The organism is Kitasatospora sp. NPDC056138 (genome assembly GCF_042264695.1).
Taxonomy (GTDB): Bacteria; Actinomycetota; Actinomycetes; order Streptomycetales; family Streptomycetaceae; genus Kitasatospora.
The window spans coordinates 1-10,733 of sequence record NZ_JBHJVK010000127.1 but is presented as its reverse complement, the minus strand read 5'-3'; the positions used below and the strand labels follow the sequence as shown (position 1 = coordinate 10,733).

Below are 10,733 nucleotides of genomic sequence, written 5' to 3'. Positions count from 1 at the left end.
GGTCCCCCTTTTCGTGCCCCGGCGGCACTCTGGTGGGCTCGCACGACGGTGGAGTCGACCGATATGAGCCAGTCGATGTCGCCGGCCGCGTCCGCCTGCGCTTGCGCGGCCCGCAACATCCGGTCGAAGGTTCCGTCCTCGGCCCAGCGCCGGAATCGGGTGTGCAGGGTGGCCCAGGAGCCGTACCGCGGCGGCACATCCCGCCAGGCCACCCCGGTCCGGAACTTCCACACGATCCCGTTCAGCACCGTCCGGTCGTCCAGGCGCGGACGACCCGTGCCGGGCCTGGGAAGCACGGCTGCACCAGGTCCCACTCGGCATCGGAGAGCTCATGACGACGTATCACTGCACCATGATCCACTATCCAAGATCACTTTGACGACACTACCTAGTGCCGCATCAGGCAACGTTCGCCCTGTCTTGAGTTGGCCTGTGCGCCTTGTGGTTCGGGTGGGCGGGGTGGAAGGCTCTGGCGCATGTCGATCTTGGTCAGGGGTGCCGAGCGGGACGACGTGCCCGCACTTGTCCGTCTGCGTCTCGCGAATGCTGAAAGGCATGTCCAACTTGATCCGGCCGTTTACCGCGTGCCCGAGATCCGGGCCGTTCGCAGGCACTTCGAGGAAGTGCTCTCGGCCGAGTCCAAGGTGGTGATCCTGGTCGCCGAGGTGGGGGGTGAGGTGGTGGGCATGGTGGAGGTGGTCCTGCTGGCCGATGCCCCGGACCATCAGATTCTGGCTCCATGCCGCGCGGCCGACATTCACACCGTCGTCTTGGACGGGCATCGCGGCGAGGGTGTTGGGTCAGCTCTGCTGAAGGCGGCGGAGCAAGCCGCTGCGGAGCGCGGTGTCTCGATCATCTATGCCGGAATCTTCGCGCCGAACACGGGAGCCGTCCGCTTCTACTCTTCGGCTGGCTTCGGACCGCGCGGAACCTTGCTGAGCAAGGAACTGGGCACGCGCTCAGCCGGGCAGGAGAGCGGGTGACCAGCAGCTATGCGACGTTCGCCCGGCTCACGACCTCGCGGAGGCGTTCGTCTGCGGCGTGCTTGTTCCGCCAGATGATGTATCGGCGGATCATGCTTCCCTGGGCCTTGTGGCTGGCATGGTCGGTGCCGTCGAGGGTGAAGTAGAGCAGGGCGGTGAACTGGGCCTCGATCCGGTTCAGCCAGGAGGAGTTGGTCGGGGTGTAGGCGATCTCGACGTTGTTCGCCGCGGCCCAGGCCCCGACCCGCTGGCACCGTTTGGTGGTCAGGTGCGGGGAGTAGTTGTCGCAGATGATCGCGATCCGCACCTCCAGCGGGTGCAGCGAGCGCAGGTAGCGGCAGAACTCCAGGAACTTCGTCCGGTTCTTCGTCTTCTTGATGTGCCCGTAGAGCTTGTCCTTGGCCAGGTCGTAAGCGGCGAACAGGTGCCTGACCCCGTGCGGCCGGGTGTAGGTGGCCCGCCGTCTCGGCCTCGGCTCGCGGTTGGGGTCCTTGCCCTTGCCGCCTCGTTCGGCCCACTGTCTGCCAGGGTGGGGTTGAAGGTTGAGCGGGCCGAACTCGTCGAGGCAGAAGATGACTTCGGGCTCGCCTTCTTCGGGTATGACCTCGCCATCGGCGATCGCGTAGAGGTGCTCGACCCGGGCCTTCTTGGCCGCGTAGTCGGGGTCGCGAGAGGCCTTCCAGGTCTTTACGCGTTGAAAGGAGACGCCCTCCTCGCGGAGCAGGACCCGAAGGCCCTCGTGGCTGATGTCGTCGACCACCCCCTCGGCGACCAGGAAGTCGGCCAGCTTGGCCAGGCTCCAGGTCGAGAACGGCAGGCCGTGCTCGGCCGGCTTTGACTTGGCGATCTTCTTGATCTCGCGACGCTCGGGCAGCGTGAAGGTTCTCGGCCGGCCGCCCTTGTACTTCGGGTAGAGCGCCTCGAAGCCGTCGGCGTTGAAGTTGTGGATCACATCGCGGACCCGGTCCGCGTTGGTGAACGTCACCTCGGCGATCTTCGCCACGGGCATGCGCTGGGCGGACAGCAGCACCATCTGGGCACGCCGCCAGGTCACCACCGACCCGGTGCCCCGGCGGATGATCCGCAGCAGCCGCCGCCCCTCGTCATCATCGATCTCACGGACCCGCACGCGTTCAGCCACGCGATCATTCTGACCGTCCGGCGCCACCAGGCACAGCAACCGGACGGCACGTCACAACGAGGCAAACGTTGCCTGATGCGGCACTGTGCTGTGACCAGCAACGTTCACCGGGTTGTGACAGGCGGCACGGAGTCCGCGGAATTCCGTTTCGAGCGTTGCCCTGGTGCCTCTACTGTGGCGCGGTGATGACTCAGGTGATCGTTCTCAACGGTGGTTCCAGTTCGGGGAAGTCCGGGATCGTTCGGTGTCTGCAGGCAGTCCTGCCGGATCCGTGGCTGGCCATTGGGACAGACACGCTGGTTGAGGCGATGCCGGCGTCCATGCGGGCGTCAGATGGCGGGATCGAGTTCGCTCCGGACGGAGAGGTGATCGTCGGACCGGAGTTCCGAACGCTGGAAGCGGCATGGATCGAGGGAATCGCCGCGATGGCTCGTGCGGGCGCCCGGATCATCGTCGATGAGGTCTTCCTCGGCGGAGCGGACTCACAGCAGCGATGGCAGAAGGTTTTGGGCGAACTGCGGGTGCTGTGGGTCGGCGTCAGGTGTGACGGTGCGGTCGCTGCAGGCCGTGAGATTGCACGAGGCGATCGGATCATCGGGATGGCCGCCTCCCAGGCGGACGTGGTCCACCAGGGCGTGGTCTATGACCTGGAGGTGGACACCGCGCATGCCGAGTCGATGGAGTGCGCGCGGGCCATTTCCGCACATCTCAAGTGATCGACGGCCTGGCTATCTGCCGCTGGGACGGCAGCGCCGGGACGAGTCAGGCTGCAGTGGTGAGTGGGCGTCCGCCCCAGCGGATGCCTTTCTCGCTGCGGATGCGGGCGCGTTCCTTGCGTTGGGCGGCGAGGACGTCGGGGTGGCGGGCGTTGGCGTTGCGCCAGCGCAGGTAGACATGCAGGGCGCGGGTCTGGACCGTGTGGTTCGGGTGGTTGGAATTCGCGAGGGTGAGCTGCCGCAGCGGTCCGAAGTGCGCCTCGATCGGGTTCGCCCAGGACGCGTTGGTCGGGGTGAAGCACAGGTGGACGTTGTTGTTCTTCGCCCAGCGGATGATCTTCTTGCCGTTGTGGGCGGAGAGGTTGTCCAGGATCACGTAGACCGGGGCGCCGTCCGGGCGGGCCGCCCGGATCGACCTGAGCGCGGCCAGGGTGTTTGCGGTGCCCTTGCGGCGCCGGTTCACGCCCCACAGGGTGTCGTCGCCGACCGAGTAGCACCCGTGGAAGTACGTGACACCGTGGGTGCGCGTGTAGGTCGCCGGGAGCCGGTCGGGTCGGCCCTGCTCGGCCCAGCACGTGCCTGCGGTGGGGCGGATGCCCAGCGGGCCGAACTCGTCGAACGCGAACGTGCGGTCCGGGAAGCGCTCCAGAACGTGCTCGATCCGGTCGAGCTTGACGCCGTACTCAGGGTCGGTGGACTCCTTCCACGTCTTGGTGCGCTGGAAGGTGACGCCGCGTCGAGCGAGAGGCAGCGCAGGGCCTCCCGGCCGATGCGGATCACCCGGCCGTGGACCTTGCGCAGGTAGGCGAGCAGTTTGCGAATGGACCAGCGGGTGAAGGGTTGCCCGAGCTTGGCCGGGCGGATGGTGGCCGTCTTGATGACGAAGTCCTCGTCGTCAGTGCTGAGCAGGCGGGGACGGCCTCCCGCCCACCGAGGGTTCAGACAGGCCAGGCCGATCTCGTTGAACTGGTGGATCAGATCCCGGACGGTGTCCTCGTCCGCCTGCACCAGCCGGGCGATGACCGGGACCCGGTTGCCGCCAGCCGAAGCCAGCAGCATCATCGCCCGCCGGTAGCGCACCGAGCTGGTACTGCCCCGACGCACGATCCGCTGTAACTGCTGACCCTCCTGATCGGTCAACCTCCGGACCCTGACTGGCTCCGCCACCCACGCCTCCCCATGCCAGATCGGATGTCCGCCCACATCCAACCGCCTGAGGCGTCGCCACCGCCAACCCGGTGAACCTTCGCGGTCAGAGCACTAGGCACGGTCACCGCTGCCGCGCTGGTCATCTGGCTCCGTTCACGATCGCCTAACGGTGTCTGCGGAGGGAGGCATGTGATCAGGAGATGGCCCATGCCTCCCTTGGCAGGCGGTGATAGACGTCGTCCATGGCATCGCCGGGTAGAAAGACCGGGCGTGTGACCAAGCGATCGCCGGCCCGCTGCACACACAGCACCACCCCGAGAGTCAGCGATCCAGCCTCCGCTCCGGGCAGATAGAAGAGCTCGGTATAGGGTTCCCGGCTCTCAGCACGGCCGAACAGCCACTGCTCCAGCTCGGAGGGCACCTGGCCGACCAGTGCCACCCCGTCGGCGAGAACCTGCGGACCCTGCAGCGCATCAATCGAAACGCCGTACAAGCACTCATCGGCCGCGAAGTAGAGCTTCAGACCCACCTCGGAATAGGTGTGGCACGCGGTGCCCCAATGCGCGTCATGCTGGCGCACGCCCGCCCCGATGCCGCCAAGCGCAGCAGATGCCTCCCCTGAACTCATTCCGAACCGCAGCGGACCCACGCTCACGAAGGGCTCGAAGGTCCACTGCTGTCGTTCGCTGTCCGGCAGGACGTCCCACAGGCTCATGGGGCGCAGCCTACGACGATCCGCCCGGCCGAGATCCTGGGCCTCCTGACTCTGCTCAGCGCGCGGCCGTGTGATTGGCCGGACAGCTCCTAGCCGACGGCAGCCGTTGGCCGCCGCCGGGTAAGAAATTCTGACCTCCTGGCATGTTCGCGGCCGAAAGTTTGCAGGTCAACGCCCTGTTCACGGCTATTGGGCAGGGCTAGCATTCCGGTCACGGCAGCCCCACCACTCCCCTTGACGGGCTGCCGAGCAGATCGGCCGCGCCTCGGTGTGGCCGGTGCCTCCCGCAGCCGGGACCTGGGGTGCCCCCCGTCCTCGAGGTCCCGGCTGGCTGCGGTCGTAGCCGACCGCGACGGCGCTTCGTTCGCCTGTCAGCGGTCACGCACGCGACCGTCGACACGCGTCTGGTGTCCTTCCCGAAGCGGCCGCCGTGCCGGACTCGCGGGGCGATGACCCGGGTACCGTCCGGGCCTCGCAGTCGTTGGCCCTACCCGTAGGGCTAGAGCACTATCACCGCTGATAGCGGTCTGGCCCTACTCGCCGACCCGGAGCTGCGAGACTGTGATCATGACCGTTGCCCGCCGCAGCCTCTCGCTGCCCACCTTCTCCGAGCCCGCCACCGATGCACCCGCTCCCGCCCCGCCCGGCGGGCGCAGACTGCTGCCGATCGAGCAGGGCGCCGACTTCCGCCAGCCGCCCAGCGAGACCGTGCCCGCGCCCGCTCCGGCGCGGCGCCCGCTCGCCGCTGGCGGCCTCACCTTCTCCGACTTGGACCGGCAGATCTGAGCGTTACCACCATGGGTACCGCGAATGTTCGGGGGCGGGCACAAAACCCCAGCCCTCGGCCGCGTCCCGGTAGCCTGCGAATGGAGTGCCCGCCGGACCCGAGACGCACACTCACGGGCCATCACAGGCGGGCGCCACGCCTTGCTGACGTGAAGACCGCGTCTGCCGCGCGCACGGGCGGCGCTGTTCCAGGCATGGGACGCTCCGAGCTCTCGCAGGACGGTGTCCTCGGTGACCTCGGCGGCGGCTGCCAGGTCGAGCAATCTGTACGTCGTTGAGCGGCCAATCCCGGACTTCACGAAGGCGTAGGTGGCCTAGGACAGCCGTGACTTGGTCTTCGGCCACCCCCCGAATGCTGAGTCAGATCGCTTCTGCCGATTTACCTTGCCCTCGCGGGCGCGAGGAATAGGTCGGTGGCTACGTCGGGTCCGGGAAAACGGGGGGACTGTCCCTGTGCGGGGAGCAGCACCTACGAAATTTTGTTGGTGCTATGCCCCAAAGACCATCCCCGCGGGCGCGGGGTCGACGAGTCCGGGGCGATGACAAGCGGCATGCGGGGAGGGGGCGTCGGTGGTGATGATCGTGGTCGTGATCAGCCGCGCGTTGAGGTGGTCCTCCGGCAGCTCACGGTTGCGCTAGAACCCGGCCGCTACGCCTGTTCCCTCAGCTTCGTGGAGCGCTGTACCCGGGAGGTTTACTTCCAGGTCCTATGTGTGGAAGCGCGTCAGGAGATTCTCGACCCCGATGGACAGGTCAACCGAGTGCACTGCTCCGTCGAAGTCGGCCATCCAGACTGCTGGGACGCTTGGCGCCAGGGTGGTCAGCACGCTGTACACCACGCGGAAAGGGAGCTCTAGCGGGTCCTGGTCCGGGATGACGAAGAACTGCTCATCGGCGAAGTAGGTGAGCTCGCAGCTCTCACCGTTCACCTGTACGTCGAAGTCGAAGATTCCGCTGGACGGCGAAGTGTCTAGCGGGATCGGCTGTGGCTGGGGCCACAGCGAGTGGATGGTTCGCGTCACCTGATCGGGAGTGAACTCCCATACGCCACCACGGTCCTCGTCCGGGCTGATGTAGTACTTGCCGCCCATGTTGTCCCTTCAGATCGCCGGGGATTGGGTTCCTGCGGTCACTTCACGATACGGGTCTGGCCAGGGCAGTCCTCTGCGGCGAGGATCGCGCTGAAGTACGCTGCCGCCTTCTCGTCGTTGGTGACCACTTCGAGGTGGTTGATCGGCTCGTTCCGGGGATCCTTGAACGCGGACTTGTAGCGGGTGACCTCGTACGTCTGATCCTTCAGGACCTTCTCGTACAGGAAGTTCGGCCGGTTGTCGGTGTTCCCGAGCCGGAACGGCGACTTGCAGCCGGGCTTCTGTCCGATGTACTTCGAGTCGACCGCCGCACCGTCCTGCGGCCGGATCCCGTCCGCGTTCATGTTCGCGTCGGTGCCGTTCGGCTTCTTCACCGTCGTGTACAGGCTGTACTCGGTGCTGCCGGCCACTCTGATCTGGTACGTCCGACGTGCTGCCTCTTCCGGCGACTGAGCGTTCAGCGGATCATTGGCCGTGGCGCTGCGGCCGTCAGCCGTGGCCTGCGCCATCCACTGCCGCACCTGTGCCTGTCCGGACGGCGACAGATCGGCGAACCGGCTGCCGGGCTCCGGTGCGATCGGTGGCAGTCCTGGCGTCACGGTGTTCGGCTTCGGGGCCGCCATCGCCACTGATGCCAGCTGGGTGGTGGCGACAGCACCGGCCACGAGTGCGGCGGTGCCGACCGGTAGGAGGCTGGCGGCGGCAGCCTCGACGATCACCTCGGCTTCGGCGAGTACCGCCACCGCGGCGCTGGTTTCCATCTCTGTGGTCAGCGCAAGAGCCGCAGCACTGGCCTCGGCCACGATCGCCGCTTCACCGCCGGCCGCCGCCACATCTGAGCCGCCGAAGGTGAGAACGGTCAGGCCGATACCCGCCACCGCAACGCCTCCCGCCATCAAGGCGAGGCCTTCGAGCGTCTGACGTAGGTTCTGTCCACGTCCCGCTGGAGCGCTTGTTCTTCGGTGACTACTGGGTGCTGGCCGGCTGGTCCGCGACCCCGGATGTGTGGCTGGTGACCGGGGAAGGCCACCTGGTCGGCTGGGTGGAGCGCGGCATCGGCGGCGTCACGCAGTGGGCCAGCCTCTACGAGGACAGCTTCCTCGGAGACAGAGCCACCCGCCAGCCCCTGCTGCACGACAACCCCGCCGAGGCCGCGCTCACCGTCTAGCGGGCGTACCAGCAGAACGTGTGACCCCGAGGCCGTCCGTCTGGCGGCCGACCAACCAGGGTTTACCCAAGGGCTTGCCCGCACCCCGAACAGGCCTCCGCGGCTGGTGGTCCACACCGTTTGGCCATCATCAGGCCGTCCAGCCCGCTCCGGACGCACGGCGCCGCAGCGGCCAGCTGAGCAAGATCAGGCGGAGCAGTCCATGAACCGACCGATTGAACGGGGCCGGCTCTTTCTGGCATGCGACCGCCCGGCCGGTCTCGGGTCAGTCACCGTACTCCGTGATCCGCCAGCCCTCGGGCAGCTCCCGAACCTCGAAGCCGGGAGCCAGTATCTGGTGGAGGTAGGAGCCGTCACGCCAGTCGGTGAGGGTGGTGTTGACGGTCGTGATGATCGGATCGTTGACGTTGTCGAAGAGCACCACCGGCTCCAAGAGCGAGTTGTCGATCGAGCGCGGCTCCCCCTCCCGCACCGACTGCCACCCGACCAGGGGCACCACCATGATGCTGCGGTCGTCCGGCGATCCAAGAGCCACACGCCAACCGTTCGGAGCCGGCACGAACGGGAGGGGCTCGCTGCTGCTGTCATTTGCCATGACGCCCAGCTTGCAAGACCGAGCCAGTCGGCAGAGGGCGTTCTACGGAAAAGACTCCCCGGCCTCGGCGCCCCCGACGGGTGGCTATATCGGCGAGAGTCGAGAGCACGTGTTGCTGAGGGGCGAGAGCACCTTGTGGCCCGGAGAAGCGGTGTTGCCGACTTCTGGCAGCGTGCCGGTTCTTGACGTCAGACCGACCAGGTTCCGAGGGCGAGGGCGAGCCGTTCGGTCTGCTGTCGGGTGATGCCCTTGGCGAGCTGTACACCGGAGCGCGGGCTGTAGGGGCCGTCGCACTGGAGGATGCCGCCGAAGGGCTGCTCGCCGCCGGTGAGCGGCGACTCGCCGGGCAGTGACCAGTGGGCTGCGTCCCACAGGGGGTGGTCCAGGAGCAGCGCCGCCACGCGCGGAGCCTCATCGGCCGGGGCACCGACGTGGACCAGCGCCCCGGTGATCACGTCGGCTGCGTCTGCCGGCGCGTTCTCGTCACCGAGCGCGGGCAGCAGGAGCAGCAGTCGGGCGTGGGGGTCGTGGACGCCTGGGGCCGTGCGGTCCGAGGTGTTGGCGATGTGGGTCAGTTCCGGCCAGGAGAGGCCGGGGCCTGCCTGGTGTCCGTCGATGGTGGCGAGGTACCCATGCCGTCCGGGTTGCCAGCCGGGGTGGGTGACGAAGTACTCCGTCCCGCTGTCGTCGGGGAGGTTACGGCCCATCACCACCGCGGTGTGTCCGCCGCCGAACGGGATCCGGAACACGGGCCAGTTCTCGTTGTCCATCAGCACCTCGTAGGCGGCGTCGGCGTCGGTCGCGTCCGCTCCGAACCACTCCGCGGCCGGTTCACCCTCCTCGTCGTCCGTCTCGCACATCCACATCAGGTAAGCGGCCCAGAACCCCGGGTGGGAGACCAGTTCCTCCCCCGCCACCAGCGGGTCGTTGTCATGTCCGTCGATCAGCACCGGGCAAGACTGCCAGCATCCACCGACACACTGCACATCACCGGGCGGCGACGTCGGCACCTCTCTGGACCGTTGTCGTTTCTCAGTGACATTTCGCGAGCGCGAGATCACCATGTGGTGCTGGAACTCGGCGACAAGTGATGCCGGCTATGACCTACACAGCCAGACGGGTGGGTGGCGGTGTACGAGGGCTACTTCCTCGGCGACGAGAACACCTAGTACTCCAGTGCGAGTTTGTGATCTGTGCGCTTCGACGTGCCTGAGTGCGGGCCGCGACCGGCGGGTCACGTCCGGCGTCGGCGGCGCCAGTAATCCACGGTGACTGCCAATAGCAGCGGCCCCCAGAGGATGATGGGCGCGTAGCAGAGGTTCAGGACCACGACGGAGATGCCGTGGGGAGCGTCGGCGGCCGGATTGACGAACATGTTGTGGACCAGGCCCACGGAGTACGCCATGACCAGGCCAGCTCCAACCAGGGCGGGGATCACTGCGGCCGGGACCGGCACCGGGCGGCCGCGCAGGCCCGGCACCCAGCGCGGCCAGACCTCGCCCCAGGATTGGACCAGGCCGAGCGTCAGGAAGGCGAAGATCTCCGAGAACACCGTCAGGCCCACGATGTAGAGCGACCCCCAGCCGGGCACGTGGAGCGTCCCCCTGTCCTCCGGCCCGAAGCCCATCATCCAGCCCCAGGCCATCGGGAGGCGCCATAGGCTGGACGGCAGTGGCGTCAGGACCGCCAGGCGCGCTGCGTTGCGCGCCCAGCGCGGGACATCGGGCAGGGTCTGCAGGGCGGAGAACATCGGCATGTCGACGATCCTGGCCGCAGTGCCGGCCTCGCCGCGTCGGCCTCCTGTCGGAGAGGATCATCCCCCGCAGGAGCCATCCTCTCCTCCCCGGGTCGTACACGCCCGCCCGCGGCCCGGACCCGATCAACCAATACTCCTGCGCTACTTCGCGATCTTGTGCCGGGGCCGCCTGGAGATGGAAACGGCCACCGACCGGTGGCGGGCGATGTTCGACCAGGCCGCGGCCCGGATCGCGGGCAGGTTCCGCCGGGTCGAGCCTCGGGCGACGGCTCGTGCCTACCTGTTTGGACTGCTCTCCGGCGTCGAGCGGAAGAACTGTTGGCAGCTGGCCGAGCAGGCCGGCCACGCCCGTGCTGGGCCGATGCAGCGCCTGCTGCGAACTGCCCGCTGGAACGCCGATGACGTCCGCGACGACGTCCGTGCCTACGTCGTCGAGCACCTCGGCGTCGACGACGGCGTGCTGATCGTCGATGAGACCGGGTTCTTGAAGAAGGGCCGCGGTTCGGCGGGCGTGCAGCGGCAGTACACCGGTACCGCCGGGGCTTGTAGCTGAATAACTGTCAGGTTTGATCTTCCTGGTGGTTCTCGTCGGGCAAGCGAACTCGAAGCTGTTCGAGGGTCCGGGCGGGCGAT

General features: G+C 67.5%; 12 protein-coding genes and 2 pseudogenes. 5 read left to right on the top strand and 9 right to left on the bottom strand.

The annotated features are described in order from the left end of the window. Positions 1-296, bottom strand: a 296-nt coding sequence (locus ACFC1R_RS37765) for an IS5 family transposase (protein WP_375946256.1), incomplete at its 3' end; no start/stop codon positions are given. Positions 297-476: 180 nt separating this feature from the next. On the opposite strand from ACFC1R_RS37765, the gene ACFC1R_RS37760 reads away from it, so the two are divergent. Then, positions 477-983, top strand: coding sequence for a GNAT family N-acetyltransferase (locus tag ACFC1R_RS37760; protein WP_375946255.1), 507 nt, complete (start codon positions 477-479; stop codon positions 981-983). A 7-nt stretch (positions 984-990) separates the two neighbouring features. On the opposite strand, the gene ACFC1R_RS37755 is transcribed toward ACFC1R_RS37760, so the two are convergent. After that, positions 991-2,124 carry an IS630 family transposase gene (locus ACFC1R_RS37755; protein ID WP_375946254.1) on the bottom strand — a complete coding sequence of 378 codons (1,134 nt, stop codon included), beginning with the start codon at positions 2,122-2,124 and terminating at the stop codon, positions 991-993. A gap of 185 nt (positions 2,125-2,309) precedes the next feature. Between ACFC1R_RS37755 and cpt the strand changes: the two genes are divergently transcribed. Continuing rightward, on the top strand, positions 2,310-2,840 hold the full coding sequence (gene cpt, locus ACFC1R_RS37750; RefSeq protein ID WP_375946257.1) for a chloramphenicol phosphotransferase CPT: 531 nt from the start codon (positions 2,310-2,312) through the stop codon (positions 2,838-2,840). Positions 2,841-2,886: 46 nt separating this feature from the next. Here cpt and ACFC1R_RS37745 read toward each other — a convergent pair. Both ACFC1R_RS37745 and ACFC1R_RS37740 read right to left on the bottom strand, forming a co-directional pair. Then, positions 2,887-4,007 (bottom strand): annotated as a pseudogene (locus ACFC1R_RS37745) (IS630 family transposase). 175 nt (positions 4,008-4,182) lie between these two features. Next, a complete protein-coding gene (locus tag ACFC1R_RS37740) occupies positions 4,183-4,704 on the bottom strand; it encodes a hypothetical protein (RefSeq protein WP_375946253.1) in 522 nt (173 codons plus the stop codon). 567 nt (positions 4,705-5,271) lie between these two features. On the opposite strand from ACFC1R_RS37740, the gene ACFC1R_RS37735 reads away from it, so the two are divergent. Continuing rightward, on the top strand, positions 5,272-5,490 hold the full coding sequence (locus ACFC1R_RS37735) for a hypothetical protein (protein WP_375946252.1): 219 nt from the start codon (positions 5,272-5,274) through the stop codon (positions 5,488-5,490). A 707-nt stretch (positions 5,491-6,197) separates the two neighbouring features. On the opposite strand, the gene ACFC1R_RS37730 is transcribed toward ACFC1R_RS37735, so the two are convergent. Further along, positions 6,198-6,581: a hypothetical protein gene (locus tag ACFC1R_RS37730; RefSeq protein WP_375946251.1), complete on the bottom strand. Its 384-nt coding sequence runs from the start codon at positions 6,579-6,581 to the stop codon at positions 6,198-6,200. 38 nt (positions 6,582-6,619) lie between these two features. Further along, on the bottom strand, positions 6,620-7,414 hold the full coding sequence (locus ACFC1R_RS37725; RefSeq protein ID WP_375946250.1) for a restriction endonuclease fold toxin-2 domain-containing protein: 795 nt from the start codon (positions 7,412-7,414) through the stop codon (positions 6,620-6,622). Between the two features lie 119 nt (positions 7,415-7,533). Between ACFC1R_RS37725 and ACFC1R_RS37720 the strand changes: the two genes are divergently transcribed. Next, a complete protein-coding gene (locus tag ACFC1R_RS37720; protein WP_375946249.1) occupies positions 7,534-7,749 on the top strand; it encodes a hypothetical protein in 216 nt (71 codons plus the stop codon). Positions 7,750-8,014: 265 nt separating this feature from the next. On the opposite strand, the gene ACFC1R_RS37715 is transcribed toward ACFC1R_RS37720, so the two are convergent. The 3 genes from ACFC1R_RS37715 to ACFC1R_RS37705 form a co-directional block, all read right to left on the bottom strand. Next, positions 8,015-8,284, bottom strand: a complete 270-nt coding sequence (locus tag ACFC1R_RS37715) for a hypothetical protein (RefSeq protein WP_375946248.1) — start codon at positions 8,282-8,284, stop codon at positions 8,015-8,017. A 248-nt stretch (positions 8,285-8,532) separates the two neighbouring features. Continuing rightward, a complete protein-coding gene (locus ACFC1R_RS37710) occupies positions 8,533-9,294 on the bottom strand; it encodes a hypothetical protein (RefSeq protein ID WP_375946247.1) in 762 nt (253 codons plus the stop codon). Between the two features lie 284 nt (positions 9,295-9,578). Further along, the gene (locus tag ACFC1R_RS37705; protein ID WP_375946246.1) at positions 9,579-10,100 is read right to left on the bottom strand and encodes a hypothetical protein; all 522 of its coding nucleotides are present in this window, start codon (positions 10,098-10,100) and stop codon (positions 9,579-9,581) included. A gap of 205 nt (positions 10,101-10,305) precedes the next feature. Here ACFC1R_RS37705 and ACFC1R_RS37700 point away from each other — a divergent pair. Next, a pseudogene (locus ACFC1R_RS37700) lies at positions 10,306-10,641 on the top strand (transposase); the annotation flags it as partial. Positions 10,642-10,733: the final 92 nt, after the last annotated feature.

Coding starts and splice junctions, on each gene's coding strand:
- ACFC1R_RS37760 (WP_375946255.1), top strand. CDS start 477: ATGTCGATCTTGGTCAGGGGTGCCGAGCGGGACGACGTGCCCGCACTT.
- ACFC1R_RS37735 (WP_375946252.1), top strand. CDS start 5,272: ATGACCGTTGCCCGCCGCAGCCTCTCGCTGCCCACCTTCTCCGAGCCC.
- cpt (WP_375946257.1), top strand. CDS start 2,310: ATGACTCAGGTGATCGTTCTCAACGGTGGTTCCAGTTCGGGGAAGTCC.
- ACFC1R_RS37740 (WP_375946253.1), bottom strand. CDS start 4,704: ATGAGCCTGTGGGACGTCCTGCCGGACAGCGAACGACAGCAGTGGACC.
- ACFC1R_RS37730 (WP_375946251.1), bottom strand. CDS start 6,581: ATGGGCGGCAAGTACTACATCAGCCCGGACGAGGACCGTGGTGGCGTA.
- ACFC1R_RS37705 (WP_375946246.1), bottom strand. CDS start 10,100: ATGCCGATGTTCTCCGCCCTGCAGACCCTGCCCGATGTCCCGCGCTGG.